Origin of the sequence: Magnetospira sp. QH-2 (assembly GCF_000968135.1) — a bacterium.
Lineage (GTDB): Bacteria > Pseudomonadota > Alphaproteobacteria > Rhodospirillales > Magnetospiraceae > Magnetospira.
Window position 1 is genome coordinate 2,702,581 of the sequence record NZ_FO538765.1, and the last position, 24,291, is coordinate 2,726,871.

Below are 24,291 nucleotides of genomic sequence, written 5' to 3' on the forward strand. Positions count from 1 at the left end.
AGGTTTCATCCTCATGTTTCGTTTCGATCCTTATTCCCCGGCCATCGATGCCGATCCATTTCCAGCCTATAAGACGCTACGCGACGAGCATCCCTGCTTCTGGAGCGAGGAAGCCGGTATGTGGGTCTATTCCCGCTATGCCGATATCGTCACCGCGCTGAACGACTGGGAAACCTACTCCTCGGCCAAGGGCAACCTGGTCGATGAATTGCCCAACCGGGCGGGCAATACCCTGGGGACCACCGATCCGCCCCGCCATGATCGCCTGCGCGCGCTGATCCAAAAGGCCGTGACCAAGCGGGCACTGAACTATCTGGAAGCCCCGACCCAGGCTGTCTGCGGCAAGCATTTGGATGCCCTGGCGGGAGCCAAGAGCTTTGACTTCGTCAACGACTTCTCCTCCAAGGTCACGGTCGACCTGCTGTTCTTTTTGTTCAACATGCCGACCGAAGGCCAACAGACCGTGCGCGACAAAGCGGTTTTGATGGTCCAGACCGACCCCAAGACCCGCAAGAAGGGGCCGGAGCATATCGAGGCCTATGAATGGATGGCCAACTATGCCGCCGACCTGGTGGCAGAGCGCAAGAAGAACCCGGGCGATGACCTGTTGTCCAACTTCATCACCGCCGAAATCGACGGCGAGAAGCTGAAGGACAAGGAGGTACAGATGACCGTCACCACCTTGATCATGGCTGGCATCGAATCCCTTTCGGGCTTCATGAGCGTGTTCGGCATGAATCTGGCCGATCATCCTGATGCCCGCCGGGCTCTGGTGGCTGATCCGTCGCTGATCCCCGACGCCATGGAGGAATCCCTGCGCTACAACACCTCCGCCCAGCGGTTCCGCCGCTGCGTTCAGAAGGACGTGGCCATTCATGGGCAGACCATGAAGGCAGGTGATTTCGTCATGCTGGCCTACGGAGCGGGCAACCGGGACGAACGCCAGTTCGCCAATCCGGATGTCTATGACATTGCCCGTAGACCCAAGGGGCACCTTGGCTTTGGCGGCGGCGTCCATGCCTGTCTGGGGACCGCCATCGCGCGGCTGGCCTGCAAGATAACCTTCGAGACGTTTCTCGGACGCTATCCGGAATTCACCCGGGTGCAAGAGCAATTGCCATGGGTCCCCTCCTCCAATTTCCGCAGCCCCTTGAAGCTCGAACTAGCCGTGGATTGATTGATCGAGAAAAACAGTGGGGAAGGGCATTTCCGTCCTTCCCCGAACCAACACAGGGAGCATTCTGATCATGCCAAAAGTCACCTATATCGAACACGATGGCGCCGAACATCATGTGGAACTGCCTGCCGGTTGGACGCTGATGCAGGGTGCGACCCTCAACGGTATTGACGGCATTGAGGGCGAATGTGGCGGTTCCTGCGGCTGCGCCACCTGCCATTGCTATGTGGACGAGCCTTGGCTGGGCAAGCTGGAACCTGCCAGCGAGACCGAGGAAGAAATGCTCGAATGCACCGAATCGCCGCGTGAATCCAACAGCCGCCTGAGCTGCCAAATCAAAGCGACACCCGCCCTGGACGGCATCGTCGTGCGCTTGCCCGAGGCGCAAAGTTGATGCCGCCCCTTGGCGAGGCGCCAGGGGTGGTCATCGTCGGCGCGGGTCAGGCGGGCTATCAGACCGCCGAGTCCCTGCGTCAGGAAGGCTACGAAGGCTCGATCACCGTGGTTGGCGAGGAACCGCATGTACCCTACCAACGCCCACCCTTGTCCAAGGCTTATCTTTTGGGTGAGACCGACAAGCATAGGCTCAAGTTCCGCGCTGAGGAATACTATGGCGAACACGCCATTGATATGCGCGTGAACATGGCGGTCACCGCCATCGACCGGGCCGCAAAACACGTCAGCCTGAGCGATGGCACGACCCTGGACTATGCCCGATTGGTGCTGGCCACCGGCGCCCGGGTTCGAACCCTGCCGGTGCCCGGCGGTGATCTGGACGGGGTGTTGACCCTCAAGACCCTGGACGACGTGGACCATATCGAACGGCGCCTTAAAACCGTCGAAAACGTGGTGGTGATCGGCGCCGGATTTATCGGTCTCGAATTCGCCGCGGTATCCCGCAAGCTGGGAAAAAACGTCACCGTTTTGGAAGCAGCGCCCCGGGTCATGGGACGCGTGGTCAGCGAGACGCTATCGTCCTACTTCGAACAGGTGCACCGGGATCATGGCGTCCGTATCCATTGCAATGCCATGGTGTCGGAACTCACCGGCAATGGGATGGTCGAGGCCGTTCTGTGCGCCGATGGCACAAGCTATCCCGCCGACCTGGTGGTGGTGGGGATAGGCGTGATTCCCAATGTGGCACTGGCCGAAAGCGCCGGACTTCCCTGCGCCAATGGGATCACTGTCGATGAATTCTGCCGCACCGGTGATCCCGACATCTATGCCGCCGGAGACTGCGCCGTTTACGCCCATCCCTTCGCCGATGCGCCTTTGCGGCTAGAATCGGTGCAGAATGCCGCTGATCAGGGTCGCACCGTGGCCGCCGCCATCGCCGGAAACCCCAAGCCCTATGAGACCGTTCCCTGGTTTTGGTCCGATCAGTTTGATTTGAAACTGCAGATGGTTGGCTTGCAGAACGGATGCGATCAAATGGTCATCCGTGGCGACAGGGAAGCCCACAAGTTCTCCTTATTCCACTTCCGCGCGGGTCGACTGCGGGCCATTGATTCGATCAACAAGGCCGCGGACCATATCCAGGGCCGCAAGCTGCTGGCAGCTGGTAAATCCCCCACGCCCGAGCAAGCAGCAGACGAAAGCTTCAAACTGAACAGCTTGTTGAAGTAAGGGCCTATGCCCCTTTGAGGCCAATATTCAGACTGCCGATCAGCCGCCCGTCCCGTTCCCGCACGGTCAGGGTTGGCAGGCCCCAACCAGCCTCGCGGGCGTTGGGAATGCGGCTAGTCGCCCGACCGGTGGTGTAAGACGGTGTATCGACGATCCGCTGATTCAAGTCTTCGGGCAGCAGGGTCTGATTGGTGGTCCAACTGCGGTTGCCGAAATGGACCTTGAAATGAATATGAATGGCGCGGCCGGTGTAATGGCCGGGCCAGATGGTATCGAATTCGGCGATGCCGTCTCCGTCGGTCCGCAGGGCCCCTCGGCAAAACTCTTGCCGGTTGTCTGGATCCAGATGGTGGCCGGTGGCCGCCGGTTGATCCGGATCCGCCCCATAGCCCGAATAGACGCCTCGGGCGTCGCAATGCCAGATATCCACCACCGCCCCTGGCACCGCCCCTGGCACCGGCAGACCGGAAGTCGTGTCAATCACCCGAAAGGCCACGGTCAACGGTGTGCCGGACTTACCGGATGCGATGGCGCGCCCGGGCGGATTGGCACAGAAGAAATAGGGCCCCTCAAAGGAGTCGCGAGTCACTGCCACCGCATCGGCGGCCCCGAAATCCGCCGGGCCCGTTAAGCGGTTTGCCGGGTCGGACAGGGGAACAGTCCCGTTGTCGCAGGAGATCGAGCCGCGATGGTGGCCGATCTGCTGTCGCCCGCCGCCCCAGGCGCTCATGAGCGGCAGGCTGGCGGTGGCACTGGACCCAAGGATCAACAGCCCCCCCATTTTGATCAGTTTGCGTCGATTGATCATGGCGCCACTCCCATAGCTTTCTTTGCACATGGGATCGATCGCTGCCTTATTCCAGACCGAGTCAAGGCAGCCTATAGCCTTTCCGAGATCGCGGTAGCCATTTCCGTATCATCCTTTGCAGCTCCCCGAGGCATGACCGGATTCAAAGAATTTGACTGAGCGGTCTCGATTGATGCACGTCTTCCCGGATGAAAATCCGCCGCCAAGCGGAGGAAGATGTGCTTGGCGGCGGTGAGTTCCGGGCTGGGCCCGGGCAGGGATGGTGATCAGGTGACGTTTTCCAGGCACATGAGTCCGGCGCCGGTATTGGAGATGGGGATATGGTAGTTGCGGTGCCGTTCCTTGACCTGTCCGGTCAGGGCGCCGCGCATGGTCAACCAAAGAATGAACTCGGCGCCTTGGGCCCCGGCCTCGCGGACCAGGTCATGGATCGACATGTCCAGGAAGTGCTCCGGGTCGTTGACGATCTTATCCATGCACAAGGTATCGAATTTCTTGTTGATGAACCCAGCCCGCTCGCCATCCAACTGGTGGGAAAGGCCGCCGGTGCCAAGGATCACCACCTTCTTGTCCTCGGGAAAGGACTCGACGGCCTTGCCCAGGGCCAGACCCAGGTTGTAGCACCGGCGCGGTGACGGCAGCGGATGCTGCACGGTATTGATGCAAAGGGGCACCGTGGCGATGTCGGTATAGCTGAAGTTGGGCCAGAACAACTGCATGGGCACGGTAAAGCCGTGATCCACCGCCATTTCCTGACATGTGGTCAGATCGAAATCATTTTGGACCAGATGATTGATCAGATGCCAGGAGAATTCCGGATCTCCCTTGAAGGCCGGGATCGTGGGAATGCCCCACCCCTCGTCTTCATTTCGGTATTCCGGCGCCGCGCCCATGGCAAACGTGGGCTGCTTGTCGAGGAAGAAGTTCAGGCCGTGGTCATTGTAAATAACGATGGCGATATCAGGCTTGACCTCGGCCAGCCAGTCGCGCACCGGCGGATAGCCATCGAAAAACGGCTTCCAATAGGGATCTTCGAAGAGTTCCTTATCGATGGCATTGCCTATGGCCGGAATATGGGAGGTAGTCAGTCCGCCTACGATCTGTGCCATGGGGCTATTCTCCTTGCTTGACGAGCATTTCTTTGAAGGCGTCGAGGGTCATGCCCGTTTGCTGGGCGCCCACGTCCTGGACATTAAGGCCGAAAATTCCAGCAAATTTGGCCAAATAGTAAATATTGCCGCCGGCGGCGATCATATCGAGCACCACCTTGTTGCGGAGGGCCTGCTTTTGCTGTTCGTTGAGGCCATACTTCTCCATATAGGCTTCTTCGTCGGCGAGAAATTCTTCTCGATTTTCAGCTTTGTTGAACGAGTAGCAAAGTTTGTTCAGGGCATAGCCCTTCATGGCGGCTGTGCCATCGAAGAAGTGTGTCCCGAATATGGGTTCTTGATCAGTCATGACAGTGTCCTCGCTCAGGTCCAATACAGACGCGTGGGATTGTCGACCAGCAACGCTTTTCGCTTGGCCTCGTCCGTCGCGATGTGGGGAATGATGTCGACCAGATGGCCGTCGTCGGGCATGTGGGATTTCATATTCGGATGCGGCCAGTCCGTCCCCCAAAGCACCCGATCGGGAAAACGGTCGACGACCGCGCGAGCAAAGGGAATGACGTCCGCATAGGCGGGTGGCCCTTGCAGGCTGAGGCGTTCCGGGCAGGTAACCTTGCACCAAAGGGTCTCCAGGTCTTCCATCAATTGCAGGAATAATCGGAATTCCGGATGGTTCTCGCCAAGGGCCACATCCGGGCGGCCCATATGGTCAACCACGATGGTGTTCGGAATCCGTTTGAGAAAGGGAATCAGCTCCCGCAGATCGGCGGCCTCGAAATAGACCACCACATGCCAGCCCAGATCCTTGATCCGCTCGGCAATGCCCAGGAACACCTCGGGGGGCGTGGCATCCACCAGCCGCTTGACGAAGTTGAACCGCACGCCCCGCACACCGGCCTCGTTCATTGCGGCCAGTTCGGCGTCGGTGACATCGGGGCCCACCGTCGCGATTCCCCGGGCCAGGCCGTTGGACGCGATCAAGGCATCCACCAGGGCCCGGTTGTCCTTGCCGTGGCAGGTGGCCTGAACAATAACGTTGCGCTCGAAACCGAGAAAATCGCGCAGGGCGAACAATTGATCCTTGGAGGCGTCGCACGGGGTGTACTTGCGTTCCGGGGCGAAGGGAAACCGAGCCGCAGGGCCGAACACGTGACAATGGGCATCCACCGCGCCGAGTGGCGGCAGGAAGGACGGTTTGGTCGGGTGGGGATGAAACGGCAGCCAGTCGGCATCCATGGTCATATCCTTTGTCATGATGCGAACACCATCCCGTCCATCAGCTTGCGGGCGGTGCGCAGGATCGCCGTATCGACGACCGCGCCATTATCGTCCATGGTCGCCACCACGGTCATGGCCCCGATGGGGTGCTCAATACGCAAATTCTTGGTTGTTCCTTCGGGGATTGCAGCTACCGACGCGCCGGGCGTATCCGGCAGTAGGCAGGCCGTGGCCACGCTCACCGCGCCCAACACGCCGATGGAGGCATGGCAGCGGTGGGGAATGAAGGTGCGTGTCGAAACCATGCCGTCGTTGCTTGGCGCGGAGACCATGGTCATTTTCGGGACGGATTTCTCGGCCACGTCGCCCAGGTTCATCAACGCTCCGGCTTTCAGGCGCAGGGCTTCCAATTTGGTCCGCAAGGCCTCATTGGCCTCCAGCTCGTCGCGGCTTTCCATGCCCGTGATACCCATATCCGAAGCGCGCAGGACCACCACCGGCATGCCGTTGTCGATGCAGGTCACCTCAATGCCATCGATAACATCCACTGAATTCCCCGTGGGAAGCAGCGCACCACAGGTGGAACCGGCCGTATCCTTGAAGGTGATGGCCACCGGCGCCGATGTACCGGGCACGCCATCGATGCGGGCCTCCCCGGCATAGGTGACTTGGTGGCTTGGGGTCTGTATTCGGGCGATGGCGGTCTGGCCGGTGTTTTCCATGAAGATGGTCACCGGGGTCTCGCCTTCTTGGGCCTCCACCAATCCGCGCTCAATGGCGAAGGGACCGACACCCGCCAGGATATTGCCGCAGTTCTGCGCATCGGTAATGATGGCCTGATCGACGAACACTTGCAGAAACAGATAATCCACGTCCACGCCCGGTCGTTGGGATTTCTTCACCACCGCGACCTTGGAGGTCAACGGGTCGGCCCCGCCCATGCCGTCGATCTGCCGGTCATCGGGCGAGCCCATGACAGCGAGTAAAAAGGCATCCCTTGCCGCACCGTCGCGCGGCAAGTCGTCGGCAAGGAAGTATCCTCCCTTCGACGTGCCGCCGCGCATCCACAGGCAGGGAGCGGCTTCAGACATACTTCAGACCTTTCTCGGCCAGGCGCGGACGCATGTCATAGATATCGAGACCCAGTTCCCCGGCGGCAAGGCGCTTTCGTTTTTCCTCTTCCTTGGCTTCGCGGTCCAGGGCCTTGGCGAGCACGGTTTCGGCCTCTTCGCGGCGCACCACACAGACGCCATCATCATCGGCAATCATGATATCACCCGGATTGACCAATTCACCGGCGCAGACAATGGGGACATTGACCGAGCCCAAGGTTTCCTTGACCGTGCCCTGGGCAAAAATGGCCTTGGACCAGACCGGGAAAGCCATTTCGGTCAGGTCGCGCACGTCGCGCACCCCGGCATCAATGATCAGCCCGCGACCGCCCCGCGCCTGCATGGAGGTGGCCAGCAGATCGCCAAAATAGCCGTCCTCGCAAGGGGAAGTGGGGGCGAGCACCAAAATGTCGCCCTCCTTCACCTGCTCGATGGCCACATGGACCATCCAGTTATCCCCTGGCGCGGCGGAAATGGTCACCGCCGAAGCGGCCAGCCGGGCGCCCGTGTAGATGGGACGCATATAGGAGGCCAGGAGACCCTTGCGGCCCTGGGCTTCGTGCACCGTCGCCACGCCGCATTGGCTGAGGCCGTCGATGATCGCTTGCGGAGCCCGCTCGACATTTTGCACCACCACGCCGCTCATGACAGTTCATCCACGGTACGGGGATAGATGGACTGGAAACCCTCAGCATACCGGGATGACCGCCCCCCGGCCATGCCGCCGGAATTGCGGCGGAAATGGTTGGCCCGATTCTCGCCGACGTTTTCATAGAAGCTCCAAAGATGCTCCTGACCCTGCATGCATTGAATCGCCGCCCATTTTTTGTCCCATACATCGGAGATATCCAGGAATACGTCCGGCTTCCACCCCATCTGTTCGGTCTGGTGGGGTTCGAACAAGTAGAGCTGTGGCGCACCGAGCACCTTCTCGCCCGGATTATGGCCCCAGGCCTGGGCGATCATGCGGCACTCCATGGCCACTTCGGTGGCATACATATGGTCGGTGTTGTAGGGGTCATAAAGCGAGTGGCTCATCATGAATCCGGGCTGAACCTTTCGGATCAGGTCCACCAGTTGGTATTTCTTGTCCTTGTCCAGTTCCAGCGGATAGTCACCCGCGTCCATAAAGACAATGTCATGGGCTCCCAGGGCGGCGGCGGCGGCTTCCGATTCCTTGCGCCGGGCGGCCTTGACCTTTTCGATGGTCATGCCGTCCTGCTTCCACAGCTTGGCGGACTCGCCACGCTCGCCATAGGACAGGCAGGCAATGGTCACCTCATAACCTTTTTCCTGGTGCAGGGCGATGGCGCCGCCACAGCGCCAGACGAAATCGGCGGAATGGGCGCTGATCACCAAGGCGGTTTTTTTGTCGGTCATGAAAGCCTCATTTGGTCGATGGGGGCGGACCGGGGTCGGGACCCGCCCATGGCGTTTTCTGAGGCCAGTATCGGTTGGTCGAGCAAAAAACACTATTTGAATGTGCCGCCATTGCTATAAGATTATGCTATAGGTATGACATTTACTTTATGGGAATCTAATATGACCATGCAGAAACCCAATGGCAAAATTCCTAATTTCCGGCATCTGAGAGCCTTTGCCGAGGTGGCCCATAGCGGCAGCATCAGCCAAGCCGCCGAGCAGATTCATCTGTCGCAACCGGCGATCACCCAGGCACTGGCCAAGTTGGAGGAAATCCTCGGCATCGCCCTGTTCGAGCGGCGCAGCGACGGCATGGGATTGACCGAACCGGGACGTCAGTTCCTGGAGCGGGTGGAGCGGGCCTTGGACTTTGTTCAAAGCGGCGCCAAGGAGGCCATCCGGCTGGGCGCCAAAAAAGGCGGGCGCGGCTTTGGCAATTTCGATCAATTGCTGACCACGCCGCAGCTTCGGGCCCTGGTTGCCGTGGCCTCGGCGGGAAACTTCTCCCTGGCCGCCCGGGAAGCCGGGGTATCACAGCCAACGCTACACCGCGCGGCGCGGGACCTGGAACGGCTATCCGGGCTGGCGCTGTTCTCCAAGACCAGCAAGGGCATTGATCTGACCGCGTCGGCGGCGGTTCTGGCTCAAGCGGTAAAGCTGGCCTTTTCTGAATTAAATCAAGGCTTTTCTGAGATCGCCGAGGTGCTGGGCACGGACATGGGGCAGATCGTCGTCGGCACCACGCCGCTGCCCCGTACTTTTATGCTGCCCACCGCCATCAATGCCCTATTGGCTGAACGGCCAGACGTCCATATCAACGTGGTGGATGGCCCTTACGACGATCTATTGCATGGACTGCGCCATGGCGATTTGGACATTCTTATCGGCGCCTTGCGCATCCCCGTTCCCATCGATGATATTGTGCAAGAAGCCCTATTCAACAGCCCGCTGGCCGTGGTCGGGCGGGCGGGGCATCCGCTGGGCAAGAAGAAGACCATCCAGGTGGCGGATCTGGCTGCTTATCCCTGGGCCATCCCCCGCGCAGGAACGCCGACCCGCGAGGCTTTTGAAACCCTGTTCGAGGAAGCGGGCGCGCCATCTTGTATCGTGGAATCCAGTTCCTTGGTGCTGATCCGTGGCCTACTGCAAGACAGCGACCGGCTGACGATGATCTCGGCCCATCAGATCCGTCATGAGCGGGAAATAGGATTGCTGGCGCCCTTGGCCGTGGACCTTTCGGGCACTTCGCGTCCCATCGGCATAACCCACCGTCGGGGCTGGCGACCCACCGCCACCCAGCGGCTGTTTCTCGATTGCCTGCGCGAGGCGGGGCAACTTGCCAAGGCAGGATAATCAGGTGCTATTCAATTTTGCTATTCAAAAAATGAATAGATGAAATCGTTTTCCAATTATCTTCTGTCGACAGTGAATGGTATCCCTGATGATGCAAGTTCGGATTGCCCACGCTTAATTCAAGGAGCTTTCAGGTGACCAAAACCGCAACCCAGACCGGCAAGATCGCGCTGATCGGCTTCGGAGAAGTCGCCCAGGCCTTTGTCGAGGGCTGGGGAACATCGGTGGCCAAGGTCGCTTGGAGCCATGACATCAAAACCAGCCATCCGGACGCCGCCGTCCGCGAGGGCAAGCGGGCCGACTTTGGCCAATGGGGGGTTACCGGATGTCATTCCCCCGCCGAAGCGCTTGACGGCGCCCGGCTGGTGTTTTCTCTGGTTACCGCCGATCAGGCCTTGGCCGCCGCCGATGCCGCAGCCCCCCACATGACCAAGGGTACGCTGTTTCTCGACGGCAATTCCTGCGCGCCCGGCACCAAACGGCGCGCCGCCGCGGCTGTTGAAGCAGCGGGCGCCCACTATGTGGACATGGCCATCATGGCGCCGGTGCATCCCAAATTGCATCGGACACCGCTCCTGATCAGCGGCCCCCACATCAAGGAAGCGTTGCAGGCCCTGAACGGCTTGGAAATGCAGGCAGACGTCTCCCCGGGGCCCGTCGGCGCCTCGTCATCCATCAAGATGATCCGCTCTGTCATGATGAAGGGGCTCGAAGCGGTGTTTCTCGAATGCGTGCTGGCCGGACGCAAGGCTGGCGTTGATGAGACCGTTCTGGACTCCCTGGACCGCACCTATCCCGGTTTTGATTTCAAGGCCAAGGCCGGCTACATGCTGGAACGGGCCATGACCCACGGTATTCGCCGGGCAGCGGAAATGCGCGAAGTCGCCCGGACCATCGAGGAACTGGGCCTGTCCAACCCCGTTTCCCAGGCCACGGCCCAATGGGAACAGGCAATCGGTGATCTGGCCGTTAACGTCGAGGGCGGCGCGTACGAGCCCATGGCCGACGCCATCCTGGCCCGTCTGTTCGCCGAGGAGAATGCGGCATGAGCGCCGATTATCATGATATTCCGGGGACCTTTGTGTTTGACGCGGAGCAGTCGCGCAAAGGCTATCACCTCAACATGTTCTGCATGTCCCTGCGCCAGGAGAGCAACCGCGCGGCCTTTCGGGCCGACGAGGCAGGCTATCTGGATCAGTTCCCCATGACCGAAGCGCAGCGCGAGGCAATCCTGACCCGCGACTGGAACGGCATGCTGAGCCTGGGAGGCAACATCTATTACACTGCCAAGCTGGCCATGACCGATGGCATATCCTTTCAGGATTTGGCCGCCGTCATGACCGGCGTATCGGTGGAGGAATACCGCCAGATGATGGTCAATGGGGGACGCCCCATCGACGGCAATCGCAGCAAGAAGGAGTGGGAAAATGGCTGATATCGTCGGCGCCTACGCCACTTCTCACGTGCCTGCCATCGGTATCGCCCTCGACCAGGGCAAGACCGGCGAGGCCTATTGGCAGCCGGTATTCGCCGGGTACGAAGCGTCGAAAAAGTGGATCGAGGAAATCGATCCGGATGTGGTGATCATGGTCTACAACGATCATGCCACGGCTTTTTCCCTGGAACTGATCCCCACCTTCGCTTTGGGTTGCGCGGCCCGTTTTCCCATTGCCGACGAAGGCATGGGTAAGCGTCCGGTACCCGAGGTCATCGGTCATCCGGAACTGGCCTGGCACATCGCTCAATCGGTCATTCTCGACGAATTCGACCTGACCATCGTCAATAAGATGGAAGTGGACCACGGCCTCACCGTGCCCCTGTCCCTGGCCTTCGGACAGCCGGAAGAATGGCCCTGTCCCGTGATTCCACTGGCGGTCAACGTGGTGCAGTTTCCTCCGCCCACCGGCAATCGCTGCCTGAACCTGGGCAAGGCGATCCGCCGCGCGGTGGACAGCTTCGATCAGGATTTGAAAGTGGTCATCTTCGGTACCGGCGGCATGTCGCACCAATTGCAGGCACAACGAGCCGGATTGATCAACGCCGAGTTCGACAATCGGTTTTTGGACCTTTTGGTCAATGACCCGGCCACCGCTGCCGCCATTCCCCATGTGGAATATCTGCGCGAGGCCGGTTCCGAAGGCATCGAACTGGTCATGTGGCTGGTCATGCGCGGTGCCATGGACGACGCCGTAACTGAAATCCACCGCCATTTCCATGTTCCGGCGTCCAATACAGCCGTCGGACACCTGGTTTTGGAAAACAAGCGATAGAAGCCGGAGAAAAGACCATGAAGATCTGTGTAGCGGGCGCGGCGGGCGCATTCGGGCGTAAACATCTCGATGCCCTGGCCAACATTGACGGGGTCGAAGTGACGTCCGTCGTCGGTGGTGGCCCGGACGACATTCACGCCTTTGCCGCCGAACGCGGCATTCCCCACGCCACAAAGGATCTGGCCGAAAGCCTGGCCCGCGACGACGTGGAAGGGGTGATCCTGGCCACTCCGACGCAGATCCACGCCGAGCAGGCCATTGCCTGTCTGAAGGCGGGCAAGCATGTGATGGTCGAGATCCCCATGGCCGATAACCTGGCCGATTCAGAGGAGTTGGTGCGGGTTCAAAAGGAGACCGGCCTGACCGCCATGGCCGGTCACGTGCGCCGCTTCAATCCCAGCCATCAATGGATCCACAGCAAGATCGTCGCCGGAGAGATCACCGTCCAGCAGATGGACGTGCAGACCTATTTCTTCCGCCGCTCCAACAAGAATGCCCTGGGTGAGCCGCGCACCTGGACCGATCATCTGCTCTGGCACCATGCCTGCCACACGGTGGATCTGTTTCAATACCAAACAGGCGGTAAAGCGGTGCAGGCCTTTGGCTTACAAGGCCCGCCTCACCCGGAACTGGGCATCGCCATGGATATGGCCATCGGCCTGCGGGCGGACTCCGGGGCTATCTGCACCCTCTCCCTGTCATTCAACAATGATGGGCCGCTGGGCACTTACTTCCGCTACATATGCGACAACGGCACCTATATCGCCCGCTACGACGACCTGTTCGACGGCAAGGAAGAGCAGATCGATCTCACCGGCGTCGCGGTCTCCAACAACGGAATCGAACTGATCGACCGGGAATTCATCTCGTCGATCCAAGAAGGCCGCGAGCCCAATAGTTCAGTCGCCCAGTGTCTGCCAGCCATGCAGACCCTCGATACCATTGAAAAGAGCTTCGGCTGAGGAGCCCCGGATAATGCAGACTCGCTCCATCGGCCCCTTCACGGTTTCCGCCATCGGCTACGGCGCCATGAATTTGTCCCACGGCTATGGCACGCCGCCGGATAAGGCGACCGGCATCCGGGTGCTGAACGAGGCACTGGATCTGGGCCACACCCATCTGGATACGGCGGCCCTTTATGGCTTCGGCGCCAACGAAGAACTATTGGGCGAGGCCGTGAGCCACCGCCGCGGCACATTCATGCTGGCCAGCAAGTGCGGCCTGGGCAAGGGGCCAGACGGCCAGCGCGGCGTCGATGGACGACCGGACACCATCCGCTATACCTGCGAGACCTCGCTGAAAAGCCTGCGCACCGATGTGATCGATCTTTACTACCTGCACCGCATGGACAAGAACGTCCCCATCGAGGAGAGTATCGGCGCCCTGGCGGAATTGGTCGCCGAGGGCAAGATCCGCACCATCGGACTGTCCGAGGTGGATACCGCAACCTTGCGCAAAGCCCATGCGGTGCACCCCATCACCGCTTTGCAGACCGAATATTCTCTGTGGACCCGCAACGCGGAAATCGCTGTCTTGCAGGCCTGCAAGGAACTGGGGATCGCCTTTGTCGCCTTCAGCCCGCTGGCCCGGGGATATCTGACCGGCAGGCTGACCGATCCATCAGCGCTGCCGGACAAGGATATCCGCCGCACCATGCCCCGCTTCTCGGCGGAGAATTACCCGAAGAACCTGGTCTTGCTCGCCGGAGTCAAAGCCATTGCCGAGGAGCTTTCTTGTTCCATGGCGCAACTGGCTCTGGCCTGGGTTCTAGCCAAGGGCGACCATATTATTCCCATACCCGGCACCACCAAAATCGATCACTTGCGCGAAAACATTGGTGCCGCCGAGGTGACGGTCCCCGACGACGCAATGACCCGCCTCGACAAGCTGATCAATCAAAATACCGTCCATGGCCTGCGTTACAACGCCGCCGCCCAGGCGGACGTCTATACGGAGGATTTTGCATGATTTACCTCAACCCCATTTCATCAATCAGAAACACCCTGAGGGAGGTTCCCATGATCAAACGCCTAACCATGACCGCCATTGCCGGCCTGGTCGCTCTGACCACTGGCAGCCAGCCGGTTCAAGCCGCTGACGTCACCCTGCGTTTTGCCCATTTCTGGCCCGCCGTGGCCGGCACCCACAAGCATCTGTTCCAAGTCTGGGCCGATGCGGTGGAGAAGGATTCCAATGGCCGTATCAAGGTGGAGATCTATCCCTCCGCCACCCTGGCCAAGCCCCCGGCCCAATATGACGCGGTCAAGAACCGCATTGCCGATGTCACCGCCACGGTTCTCGGATACACCGCAAACCGGTTCCCGTTGGCCCAGGTGGTCGAAGTGCCGGGATTGGTGAAAGACGCCGCTCATGGATCCTGTATCCTGCAAGGGATCTATGACGAAGGCCACCTGGACAAGGAATTCAAGGATACCAAGCCCTTGTTTCTATTCACCCACGGACCGGGCCATGTGCATACCTCCAAGAAGCTGATCAAGGAACCCAAGGACTTCGCCGGTCTGCGCATCCGCCGTCCGACCACTTTGGTGGGGTCCATGCTGGAGAAGCTGGGCGCCCAACCGGTCGGCATGCCCGCGCCGCAGTCCTACCAGTCCATGCAGCGCGGCGTCATCGACGGCGTTACCCTGCCTTGGGAAGGTCAGTTGGTATTCCGCCTCAATGAGTTGGCCACCAAGCATACCGAAGTCGGCGGCCTGTATACCCTGGCCTTCGTGGTGACCATGAACAAGGACGTCTATAACAGCATGCCCGCCGATCTGAAAAAGGTCATCGACAAGAACTCGGGCAAGGACTGGGCCGCCAAGGCCGCCGTGGTATTTGACGACCTGGACGTCAAGGGCCGGGCCGCCGCGGAACAAGCCGGTCACGAGTTCCATGTGGTCGAGGGCGGTATTGAGAACCCGGCTTGGAAGCCGATTCTGGCGGCCACCACCAAGGACTACATCGATGGTCTCGATGGCAAGGGCCTAGCGGGTAGCAAGGTTCACGCCCGCGCCATGGCCCTGGCCGCGAGCTGTCAGTAACCACCGACACAACGGGAGGGGGAAGCCGTCCTCCTCCCGTTCTCCAACCCTTCTTGGACGGGAGTCGCCAAGGTGAAACCCATCATGCAAGCAGCCCATCGCCTGGCCCATGTCATGCATCTGATCAGTGGCGTTTTGCTGGTTATTATGGTGTTGGCGGTCCTTGTCGACGTGGCCACCCGCACCATCTTCGGCATATCCGGCGGCACCATCGACCTCACATTTCGGGGGGGAGTGGAAATCGTCAGCTACAGCCTATTGTTCATGGTGCTGTTCACCTTGCCCTATTCGGTCAGCCGCGGGCAGGTGATCGTGGACCTGTTCACCGACGGATTGCCGGAGCGGACCAAGGAAATGCTGGCTGGGTTCTATCTCCTTGGCTTCGGATTGCTCGGTTTCGGCATGGCGACCCGCTTTTACGAAGCCATTGATCAGGCCATCAACAGCGGGGAAACGTCTCAGGATCTGTTGATCCCTTTGTATTACCTCTATGCCGTCGTGGCATTCGCCACCTTTATCCTCGGGCTGCGCGGGGTCCTTGTGGCCTTCGAGCAGATCCTCAGCAGTGGAAAACGGTCATGAGCGCCCCCCTGATCGGCTATATCTGCATCGCGGGCATGTTGGGCATGATCGCCTTTCGCATGCCCATCGCCTTGGCCATGGCCGCCACCGGCTTTATCGGTTTTGGCATGATCGTCAGCTTTGATGCCGCGTTTGCCATCCTCGATGCCGGCCCTTTCGAGACTCTGTCCAATTACAGCTTCAGCCCCATCCCCATGTTCATCCTGATGGGTGTGATGGCGTCGAAGGCCCGCATGTCACAGGAGCTATTCTCCGGCGCCCGGACCCTGTTCGGCGGCTGGCGCGGCGGCATGGCTCTGGCGGCTGTCTCTGCTTGTGGCGTGTTTTCGGCCATTTCCGGATCCTCATTGGCCACGGCGGCCAGTATGTCGCGGGTGGCCTTGCCGGAAATGCGTAAGCACGGCTATGCGGACTCCCTGGCCACCGGCACCCTGGCGGCGGGCGGTACCTTGGGGATCATGATTCCACCCTCCATCGCCTTGCTGCTCTATGCGTTGATTACCGAGCAATCGGTGGGCGACATGTTCATCGCCGGGGTGGTTCCGGGTATCTTGGGCCTGTTCCTATACTGCGCCGCCATCGCTGTCCTGGTCTGGATCAAGCCGGAAGTGGCCCAACCGGGCACGCCGACCACGTTGATCGAAAAAATCATCGGACTGAAAGGCCTGATCCCTTTCGGCGCCATTTTCGCGGTGATCATCGGTGGCATCTATGGCGGCATCTTTACTCCCACCGAAGCTGCGGCCTTCGGCGCGGCCGGTGCTTTTCTCATCGCCCTGTTCAGGGGAATGAACTGGAAGGACTTCCGCGACGGGGTGGAGGAAACCCTGTTCCTTTCCTCAATGATCTTTTTCATGATCATCGGCGCGGAGATCTTCGGCTACTTCCTGTCGGTGTCGCGCATTTCTTTCAGCCTCACCGAATTCGTCGCCAGCATGGAACTGGCGCCCTATGCCATCCTATTTTGCATCTTGCTGCTGTATATGTTGCTCGGTTGCGTGATGGATTCCATCGCCATGCTGTTGCTCACCGTGCCCGTGGTTTTCCCGGTTATCGCCGCCGCCGGCTTCGATCCGGTATGGTTCGGGATTGTCACCGTCATCACCGTTGAACTGGGCCTGATCACGCCGCCGGTGGGCATGAATGTATTCGTCATCAAGACCGTGGCACCGGATGTCCCCATCGGACAGATCTTCAAGGGTGTCTTCCCTTTCGTTCTTTCCGACTTGGTTCGTCTCGCTTTGTTGGTTCTTTTCCCGAGCCTGGCGCTCGGACTGCTCTAGGAATTCCACCATGAAAAAACTTGTATGGAAACCGGAATACAGCGTCGGTCATCCGGGGATCGATGCCGACCACCAAGGCCTGTTTGCCTTGGTGCAAGAGCTGCACGAGGCCGACATGACCGATGGGCTGCTGAGCAACATCCTGCGTCGACTGGAAGACTATGCAGAGGGCCACTTTGCCCGCGAGGAAGAGATGATGCGCCAGGGTGGCTATCCCGATCTGGAAGAGCATAAGACGCTGCATCGAAACTTCGAGGAATGGCTGAACACGGTCAAAAAGACCTATCGCCGGGCCGCCGAAAGCCCTTTCCAGGTGGGCGATTCCGTCAATGCCTTCCTGGAAAACTGGTTGGTTGCCCATATCATGGAAGAAGACATGCTGTATCGGGACTATATCTCCAACAAGATACAGGACCACTAACAGGCTGCTTCTGTAATCGAGTCATTTGAGTCAAGCTGATTTCCAAGCCGTCGGTTTGAACCTGGGTTATGTGGCGCCCTTTGCTTCTGTCCGCGGTCGACGTCGTCGCCGCATGATGGGGATCAAGGGGGATCGGGTGCAGCAATCTGAAAAGCGTGGTCTTACGCCACTGCAGCCTGCGCGCTGTCATCCGAGCCCCGCGCGTCGCCACGCGTCCTGGCCGCCCTTCAGGCGATCTCGGTTTTCGTTGTGTTTAGATGGCGGTCTCCTCCTTGCGGTACTGGAAGTCCGTGCCGTCGATCCACATGCGATGCATGATTACGGCGAGACGCCGGGCAACGGCTACCTTGGCGCGTTTCATCCCGCGCCTTTTGGCGACCGCGAGCCCCCAGTGTTTGAGCCAGGACCAACGGCGGGTTCGAGTGAGAAGTGCATTGGCGGCCTCGAACAAAAGCCAACGAACCATGGCATCTCCGCACTTGCTGATGGGGCCGCTTCGGTCCTGCTCTCCCGAGGCGTATCTGCGTGGGACAAGCCCGAAGTGGGCGCCGACCATGACCGACTTTTGAAACCGTTCCGGCACGTCGAGTCCTGTCCTGAAAGCGAGGGCGGTAACCGGGCCGACGCCGGGAACGGTCATCAGGCGCCGGCAAACGCTATCATCGCGCGCAGCGGCATGAACCTGCCGGTCGAGCTTGTCGAGTTGTTCGAGCAAGGCTTGGCGCGCAAGCAAGAGCGGCTCGGCGGCTGCGCTGAGGTGCGGGTTATCAGCCGTCAATTCCCGAACCCGCGCCGCGAAAAGGCGTCCGCGCGCCATACCGACCTTGAGGCCGAAAGCTTTCAATGTTCCTCGTACCGTATTGGACAACTGACGGACCTGATGAACCAGGGTCTCCCGATGGGTCAGCACCATCCGGAGCTCCTGACTGCGCGCGGTCTTGACGTGGGTCGCGCGGTACAAACCGGTCCGCATCGCCTGGCTGATCAAGCGGGCGTCGCGACGGTCCGTCTTGACTGGGCTGGCGCTGGCAAAGGCCTTCATTTGCCGGGTCTCGATACAAATCACAGGGAGGCCCCGACTGGACAGTCCTGCGTACAGCCAAGGCGCCAGAGGGCCAGCTTCCAACCCAATTCGCGCAAAGCCACGCCCGCTTTCCTCGAGCCAAGTGGCGACCGCCTCGGGTGTGCTTGACACCTTGCCTTCGCGAATGACGGTTCCCTTTGCATCAATCTCACAGATCGAAATGCTTGCCATCGATACGTCCATTCCAACAAAATACTCCATGGCTGGTCTCCTCTGTTCCATGTCCAGGAATTGACCCGGATACTTGATCAAGACCGAGTGTGGAGACCAGCTGACTGTCTAGGCTCAGGACTCATAACCAGAAGATGACGGTTGCGGCGATGCAGATTGCGCTCATGAAGGTATGGGCGCAACGGTCGTAGCGGGTGGCGATACGCCGCCAGTCCTTGAGCCGACCGAACATGCGCTCGATCAAGTTTCGCTGCTTGTAGAGGGCTTTATCGTAAAGGATTTCCTCTTTGCGGTTCGAGCGACCTGGAATGCAGGGCTCGATGCCGAGATCAAGCAGGGCCTGGCGGAAACGGTCGCTGTCGTATCCCCTGTCGGCGATCAGGTCGTCGGCATCAGGGAATGCAGGGAGCATGGTGTCGGCGCCGCGATAGTCGCTGACTTGTCCTTCGGTCAGCAGCAGGATCAGGGGCTTTCCATCGGCATCGCAGGCGGCATGCAGTTTCGAATTCAGGCCGCCCTTGGTGCGCCCGATACGGCGGGGAACAGCCCCTTTTTGAGCAGGCTCGCCGCCGTCCTGTGGGCCTTGAGATGGGTGGCGTCGATCATCACCGTATGGGTGGCCGTGCTTTCGGCGGCCAGGGTGGCGAAGATCCGGTCGAACACTCCGGCCTCGCTCCAACGGACGAAGCGGTTGTACAGGGTCTTGTGCGGTCCATAGGCGACGGGCGCGTCACGCCACATCAAGCCGTGGCGAAGAACATGGATGATGCCGCTGATCACCCGCCGGTCATCGACGCGCGGGACGCCTCTTGTTTTGTTCGGCAGCAACGGTTGAAGGCGTTCGAATTGTTTGTCGGACAACCAGAAATGATGGCTCTGCATCGGCTTTCCCCTCCCTAAAATTCCAGGGAAGGGAATCATGTCCACCGACTATTGGGAATCCCTTTTATGGGTCCTGAGCCTAGGCAATCCCTGACTGCTCGATTACCGCCATCTGAAAAAGTGTTGTCCTACGGCCCGCCTCGCCCTTCGACAAGCTCAGGGTGAGGCTAAGAGGCGGATTTAAAAGTATCCTTTAGATATCAAGGCAGTAGATTTTTGATCTGGCCAGGAAAGGCCGACGACACGGGGCGGCGCCCCGTTAGGAGGTCTTGACGCCGCCAGAGCGGAAATATACGCCCTCGAGATCAAAGGAATACTTTTGAATCCGACTCTAACATGTTGAAAGTTCAAAGGCCCTCATGCTGAGCTTGTCGAAGCATGTGTCGCCACAGGCTCGAAATCGGACTTTTTCAGCAGCCTGCGCCAACAGCTTGAAATACTGCCTATACGAGACTGATGGCAATCTCACTGGCGCTCAGACTGATGCTATTGTCGAATACAGCAACCTGGGTGTAGGAGCTCTGGGTTCCGGCATTGCTGGTGGCATACCAAAGCTCCCCTTCCGAAGTGGACGTATCATTGAAGTAGATGAAGACGTCCCGGGCCGGATCCGTTGTGTTGATATCGGAGCCATTGGATATACCGAAGGTATGGGCATTGAAGTTGGCGATAGCCTGGGTGAAATTGCTGTGCGAGCCCGCGTTGAAGAAATTGCCCGTCCAACTGCCAGAAGACGGCGCCGACAAATCGGCCAGAACACCATTGGCCAGCCCGCCAACCGTGGTTGCAAATCCCGTGAACAGGATCCCATCCAGGGCTAAGTCATAATCGACAATATGATCCCAATTGCCGGTTTCGCCGATCGGATCGTCGAAATTATTGAGCGCATACACGATGACATCATCACCGGCACCGGTGGTGATGGTATCGATGCCTTGACCGCCGGAGATCGTATTGGCGCCCGCGTTGCCGGTGAGGATGTTGGCATCGGCATTACCCGTGCCGTCGATGTCACTCGATCCGGTGAGGGTCAGGTTCTCCACGTTGGCCGACAGAGTATAGCTCGCCGAGGCCTTGACCGTGTCGGTACCTTCGCCCGCGTTCTCGGTCACCGTATCGCCGGTCTCATCGACCATGTAGGTGTCATCGCCCGCGCCGCCGATCAGGCTATCCAGACCCGCGCCGCCGTCCAGGGTGTTGGCGCCCGCGTTGCCGGTGAGGATGTTGGCATCGGCATTACCGGTGCCGTCGATGTCGCTACTGCCGGTGAGGGTCAGGTTCTCCACGTTGGCCGACAGGGTATAACTCGCCGAGGCCTTGACCGTGTCGGTACCCTCGCCCGCGTTCTCGGTCACCGTATCGCCGGTCTCATCGACCATGTAGGTGTCATCGCCATCGCCGCCGATCAGGCTATCCAACCCCGCGCCGCCGTCCAAAGTGTTGGCGCCCGCGTTGCCGGTGAGGATGTTGGCATCGGCATTACCCGTGCCGTCGATGTCGCTACTGCCGGTGAGGGTCAGGTTCTCCACGTTGGCCGACAGGGTATAGCTCGCCGAGGCCTTGACCGTATCGGTGCCTTCGCCCGCATTCTCGGTCACCGTATCACCGGTCTCATCGACCATGTAGGTGTCATCGCCCGCGCCGCCGATCAAGCTATCCAGACCCGCGCCGCCGTCCAGGGTGTCCGCGCCGAGTCCACCGTTCAGGATATTATCGTTGGCGGTGCCGGTTAGAACATTGGCGTCATCGTTGCCTGTGCCCTCAACGGCTGTTCCCGTGAGGGTCAGGGCTTCGATATTGTCCGACAAACTGTAGTCCACCGAGGCAATGACTTCGTCGTTGCCTTGCCCTGCCAATTCGGTCGTCGTGTCCTCGGCATCGTCTACGTAATAGGTATCGTCCCCCGCGCCACCGCTCAGGGCATCGGCTCCGGCTCCGCCGTCGAGGGTATCGGAGCCCGCGCCCCCATCCAGACTGTCGTCGCCTGTTCCACCGTTCAGCGTATCGTCGCCGTCGCCACCGAACAGCGTATCGCTGCCATCGCCGCCAATCAGGGTGTCGGCATCTCCGCCGCCGTCCAATATGTCGTCCCCGATGCTGCCGACAAGAGTGTCGGCTCCCGCGGCGCCATAAAGGATGTCGTTGTCCCAAAGGCCATCCACATACTCGCCATTTTCATCGGCAAGGAGCACATCGTCTCCCAGGGTGCCGATGCGCGGGATGTTCGCCGGATCAAAGCCGCCCAGACCGCGATAGCCGTCCGAGACCTCTTGCAATAGCTGACCTTGGAGATAGTAGTTGGTGCCAGCCAAGTCGCCCAGGAATTCTTCGCCAGACAGGGAATCTATGTGGGCATTGGCAGCGGCCAGGAATATCCCAAAGTCGCCTGGATCGGCGACGCTGACGCCGTTGAGCAGATTGCCCACGGTGGCGCTGTCGGTCAAATCCAGCTGCGGGGTCTCCGGATCGATCAGTTCGGCCAGAGCGCGGTACACATCTTGGCCACCGGCCGCTTCAACGAGCAGAACCGTATTGAGAACCATCGCTGCCTGCTTCATGGCCGCCGTGACGTCAAGCTCCGCCGCCGCCAGCGGATCCACGGTCAGCACATTGATACCGTCCAGACCTAGGGCTTCGGAGATATCAGCGGCAGCCTCCGCGGCCGTCGGTTCGTAAGCCAGGACGCCGTCGTCAAAAAATCGGTTGGCCTCTATGTAATTCTGAACCAGGGTGGATAACGACGTGAGTTGAACATTGGGGTTCCCACTTGGGGCCGTCATGGTGGAAGCATCAAGGCCCGTGTCGGTATCAAAGCCGCCGGTTGAGGTCAGGATACCCTGTTGGCCGGTGCTGACGTAGAATTGGCCTTGCTCGTTGGTCAGGTTCGCCGCTGCTTCGGCCACATCAAGATGACCGTCTCCATCCAGGTCTTCATTGACCAGATCAAGTCGTCCGTCTCCGTCTATGTCTTCGCCGTCGTCCAGTTGGCCGTTTTCGTTAATGTCTTCGAAGACATCCAGGTGGCCATCGCCATCTATGTCCTCGGCCAATCGATCCCAGGCACCATCGCCATCCATGTCCATGAAGACTTGGGCATCTTGGACATAGCCATCGACGACCTTACCGGCATAGTCGATCACACCGTCGTCGCCGACAATGGTGCCATCGCTGAAATTGTCCCTGTCATCGTTTCCCAAGGCGTTGTTCGAAAAGATGCCTTGCAGCCCCAGAAGCAAATCATCCAGGGTCACATTGGTGCCTTGAAGTTGCTCAAGAATTCGATTGAGCACCTCGGGGTTATTGCCTGTGAAACCACTCTCTCCGTCTGCCTCTTGGCCTCCGGCCGCCGTATCGAAGTCGTCCAGGCCCTCTTCTTCTCCCAGCAAGTTGACTTCATAACCCAGGTTGGCTTCGACCTCTTCGAGGGCTTCTTCGGCCTTGCGCTCGGCATCTTCGGCCTGCTGTTCGAGTTCCTCGGCTCGTTTTGCGTCCCCCGCCTCGCGTGCTTCCTTGGCCTGCTCGCGGATCTGCTGCAGCCGGTCCAGGGCGTCAAGGGCTTGCTCTTCCAAGGTCTGCGGAAGATAGGCGCTGACCTGTTGGATGATGTTGGCGACCTGCGCTTGCGAGAATTGCAGCGCTGATGGGGTCGCGGAAACAGAGGGAGTCCATTGCCACCCACCGCCGACATTGTTGATTGAGCCGAGCATGTTGCCGGCCGGATCCATCAGCACGATTTCGCCGATGGACTCACCGCGCAACGTGTTTTCGGGCAGATTGACGGCTTGAATGTTGTCGCCGTCGGTTTCCAGCATCACTTTGGTGCCCCGGATTCCGATGGTGGCTACCGGCGTCCTGACGACCATGGAATCCTGGCCGAATTTCGCAATATGCCCCGACACGAATGTCGCCGCCCCTTGCAACAACGAAAACGTCGCTTCGCCTTCCTGAGCGTCTGGATCGTAGATCATCTCGTCCATCACCATCCGTCCCCCCTCGCCGAGGGAGAAAACTGAATGGTCGGCCAGGACCACGCCGACACCGGAACCATCGGCGGTTTCCAACACATCGCCTTGGTAAATGGCATCGCCCTTTGATAGCTCGACTCTGGTGCCGTCCGGATGGGTGACCGTCACGGTCCCCTGCGTGGTTTCCACGCGCCCAATGGGATCGCCCACTTGGGCGAGCTGTGGGGTCAAGGACTCGTCAGCATGAGCATCAAATAAGGTTGCCAATGTCTTGCTCCGCGAATGGGTGATCCGAGTAGTGGACGGCCAATAGGGAAATTCGTACCTGTTAACAGTTTAACCTGCCTGAATGCACTAGACTTCCACCTAAAGGTTGAGTCCTCCTTTTGGCGGGGTTTTCCGGCCCCCCATTTTACTAAAGAAAAAAGATTTTTGGGAGTTTTTGAAAATTATTCGCAATAAGTTCCGTTCCGTAAGGTTTGGTAGCGCATCCCATAGGGTTGTCAGAACGCGATACAGGATTCCACAGCCATCGTTTGCTTGAATCCCTTTGGAATCCCATATGACGACGAAACCACCCCCTTAACGTTTGTCATAGAAAGAAATTGCGCCGTATAAATGCATCTCGAATCCAGGCAGATACATTGCGACTGAAATAGTTTTAAAATCAGATGCATTAGACCTGCGAGCCGGATTAGCATTGGATCAGACTACTCGAGTCGGCTCCCTTTTTTCAGTCCAAATGGTCGGGTCGATGCCAGACT

At 59.5% G+C, this 24,291-nt stretch carries 23 protein-coding genes; 13 read left to right on the forward strand and 10 right to left on the reverse strand.

All coding sequences use genetic code 11. The features are described 5' to 3' along the window. Nucleotides 1-13: 13 nt before the first annotated feature. The 3 genes from MGMAQ_RS12760 (at nt 14) to MGMAQ_RS12770 (ending at nt 2,803) form a co-directional block, all read left to right on the forward strand. Complete coding sequence (locus MGMAQ_RS12760; protein WP_046021836.1) at nt 14-1,177, forward strand: cytochrome P450; 1,164 nt, start codon at nt 14-16, stop codon at nt 1,175-1,177. Nucleotides 1,178-1,247: 70 nt separating this feature from the next. Continuing rightward, entirely contained in the window at nt 1,248-1,571 is a 324-nt protein-coding gene (locus MGMAQ_RS12765) for a 2Fe-2S iron-sulfur cluster-binding protein (protein ID WP_046021837.1), read from the forward strand. Next, nucleotides 1,571-2,803: an NAD(P)/FAD-dependent oxidoreductase gene (locus tag MGMAQ_RS12770; RefSeq protein ID WP_046021838.1), complete on the forward strand. Its 1,233-nt coding sequence runs from the start codon at nt 1,571-1,573 to the stop codon at nt 2,801-2,803. The genes MGMAQ_RS12765 and MGMAQ_RS12770 overlap by 1 nt, the downstream gene beginning before the upstream one ends. A 4-nt stretch (nt 2,804-2,807) precedes the next feature. Here the strand turns inward: MGMAQ_RS12770 and MGMAQ_RS12775 are convergent, their stop codons facing one another. The 7 genes from MGMAQ_RS12775 to MGMAQ_RS12805 form a co-directional block, all read right to left on the reverse strand. Beyond that, entirely contained in the window at nt 2,808-3,611 is an 804-nt protein-coding gene (locus tag MGMAQ_RS12775; protein ID WP_052716375.1) for a hypothetical protein, read from the reverse strand. Between the two features lie 266 nt (nt 3,612-3,877). Beyond that, nucleotides 3,878-4,720, reverse strand: a complete 843-nt coding sequence (locus MGMAQ_RS12780; protein ID WP_046021839.1) for a class III extradiol dioxygenase family protein — start codon at nt 4,718-4,720, stop codon at nt 3,878-3,880. A gap of 4 nt (nt 4,721-4,724) precedes the next feature. After that, on the reverse strand, nt 4,725-5,069 hold the full coding sequence (locus MGMAQ_RS12785) for a protocatechuate 4,5-dioxygenase subunit alpha (RefSeq protein ID WP_046021840.1): 345 nt from the start codon (nt 5,067-5,069) through the stop codon (nt 4,725-4,727). A gap of 14 nt (nt 5,070-5,083) precedes the next feature. Beyond that, entirely contained in the window at nt 5,084-5,974 is an 891-nt protein-coding gene (locus tag MGMAQ_RS12790) for an amidohydrolase family protein (RefSeq protein WP_252508631.1), read from the reverse strand. Then, complete coding sequence (locus MGMAQ_RS12795) at nt 5,971-7,029, reverse strand: 4-oxalomesaconate tautomerase (RefSeq protein ID WP_046021841.1); 1,059 nt, start codon at nt 7,027-7,029, stop codon at nt 5,971-5,973. Before MGMAQ_RS12795 ends, MGMAQ_RS12790 begins: the two co-directional genes overlap by 4 nt. Continuing rightward, entirely contained in the window at nt 7,022-7,696 is a 675-nt protein-coding gene (gene ligK, locus MGMAQ_RS12800; RefSeq protein ID WP_046021842.1) for a 4-carboxy-4-hydroxy-2-oxoadipate aldolase/oxaloacetate decarboxylase, read from the reverse strand. The genes MGMAQ_RS12795 and ligK overlap by 8 nt, the downstream gene beginning before the upstream one ends. Beyond that, complete coding sequence (locus MGMAQ_RS12805) at nt 7,693-8,430, reverse strand: PIG-L deacetylase family protein (protein WP_046021843.1); 738 nt, start codon at nt 8,428-8,430, stop codon at nt 7,693-7,695. The genes ligK and MGMAQ_RS12805 overlap by 4 nt, the downstream gene beginning before the upstream one ends. A 162-nt stretch (nt 8,431-8,592) precedes the next feature. Between MGMAQ_RS12805 and MGMAQ_RS12810 the strand changes: the two genes are divergently transcribed. The 10 genes from MGMAQ_RS12810 (at nt 8,593) to MGMAQ_RS12855 (ending at nt 17,425) form a co-directional block, all read left to right on the forward strand. Then, entirely contained in the window at nt 8,593-9,825 is a 1,233-nt protein-coding gene (locus MGMAQ_RS12810) for a LysR family transcriptional regulator (protein ID WP_252508632.1), read from the forward strand. A gap of 134 nt (nt 9,826-9,959) precedes the next feature. Further along, the gene (locus MGMAQ_RS12815; RefSeq protein WP_173427177.1) at nt 9,960-10,874 is read left to right on the forward strand and encodes an NAD(P)-dependent oxidoreductase; all 915 of its coding nucleotides are present in this window, start codon (nt 9,960-9,962) and stop codon (nt 10,872-10,874) included. Then, entirely contained in the window at nt 10,871-11,260 is a 390-nt protein-coding gene (ligA, locus tag MGMAQ_RS12820; RefSeq protein WP_046021844.1) for a protocatechuate 4,5-dioxygenase subunit alpha, read from the forward strand. The genes MGMAQ_RS12815 and ligA overlap by 4 nt, the downstream gene beginning before the upstream one ends. Beyond that, nucleotides 11,253-12,095 (forward strand): class III extradiol dioxygenase subunit beta, encoded by an 843-nt coding sequence (locus MGMAQ_RS12825; protein WP_046021845.1) that lies wholly within the window; start codon nt 11,253-11,255, stop codon nt 12,093-12,095. Before ligA ends, MGMAQ_RS12825 begins: the two co-directional genes overlap by 8 nt. Before the next feature lie 17 nt (nt 12,096-12,112). Next, a complete protein-coding gene (locus tag MGMAQ_RS12830) occupies nt 12,113-13,057 on the forward strand; it encodes a Gfo/Idh/MocA family oxidoreductase (RefSeq protein ID WP_046021846.1) in 945 nt (314 codons plus the stop codon). A 13-nt stretch (nt 13,058-13,070) separates the two neighbouring features. After that, complete coding sequence (locus MGMAQ_RS12835; RefSeq protein WP_046021847.1) at nt 13,071-14,063, forward strand: aldo/keto reductase; 993 nt, start codon at nt 13,071-13,073, stop codon at nt 14,061-14,063. Between the two features lie 50 nt (nt 14,064-14,113). Further along, nucleotides 14,114-15,139, forward strand: coding sequence for a TRAP transporter substrate-binding protein (locus MGMAQ_RS12840; protein ID WP_052716376.1), 1,026 nt, complete (start codon nt 14,114-14,116; stop codon nt 15,137-15,139). Nucleotides 15,140-15,223: 84 nt separating this feature from the next. Beyond that, the gene (locus MGMAQ_RS12845) at nt 15,224-15,721 is read left to right on the forward strand and encodes a TRAP transporter small permease subunit (protein WP_052716588.1); all 498 of its coding nucleotides are present in this window, start codon (nt 15,224-15,226) and stop codon (nt 15,719-15,721) included. Next, nucleotides 15,718-17,004: a TRAP transporter large permease gene (locus MGMAQ_RS12850; RefSeq protein WP_046021848.1), complete on the forward strand. Its 1,287-nt coding sequence runs from the start codon at nt 15,718-15,720 to the stop codon at nt 17,002-17,004. Before MGMAQ_RS12845 ends, MGMAQ_RS12850 begins: the two co-directional genes overlap by 4 nt. 10 nt (nt 17,005-17,014) lie before the next feature. After that, nucleotides 17,015-17,425 carry a bacteriohemerythrin gene (locus tag MGMAQ_RS12855; RefSeq protein ID WP_046021849.1) on the forward strand — a complete coding sequence of 137 codons (411 nt, stop codon included), beginning with the start codon at nt 17,015-17,017 and terminating at the stop codon, nt 17,423-17,425. A gap of 253 nt (nt 17,426-17,678) precedes the next feature. Here MGMAQ_RS12855 and MGMAQ_RS12860 read toward each other — a convergent pair whose 3' ends face one another. The 3 genes from MGMAQ_RS12860 to MGMAQ_RS19695 all read right to left on the reverse strand — a co-directional run bounded on the left by MGMAQ_RS12860 (nt 17,679) and on the right by MGMAQ_RS19695 (nt 23,794). Next, the gene (locus MGMAQ_RS12860) at nt 17,679-18,710 is read right to left on the reverse strand and encodes an IS110 family transposase (RefSeq protein ID WP_046020119.1); all 1,032 of its coding nucleotides are present in this window, start codon (nt 18,708-18,710) and stop codon (nt 17,679-17,681) included. A 91-nt stretch (nt 18,711-18,801) separates the two neighbouring features. Then, a protein-coding gene (locus tag MGMAQ_RS20460) for an IS5 family transposase (RefSeq protein ID WP_148560766.1) occupies nt 18,802-19,562 on the reverse strand; the annotation gives its coding sequence in 2 pieces (ribosomal slippage) (nt 18,802-19,239 and nt 19,242-19,562; 759 coding nt in all). Between the two features lie 443 nt (nt 19,563-20,005). Next, the gene (locus MGMAQ_RS19695; RefSeq protein WP_052716377.1) at nt 20,006-23,794 is read right to left on the reverse strand and encodes a FecR domain-containing protein; all 3,789 of its coding nucleotides are present in this window, start codon (nt 23,792-23,794) and stop codon (nt 20,006-20,008) included. Nucleotides 23,795-24,291 lie beyond the last annotated feature (497 nt).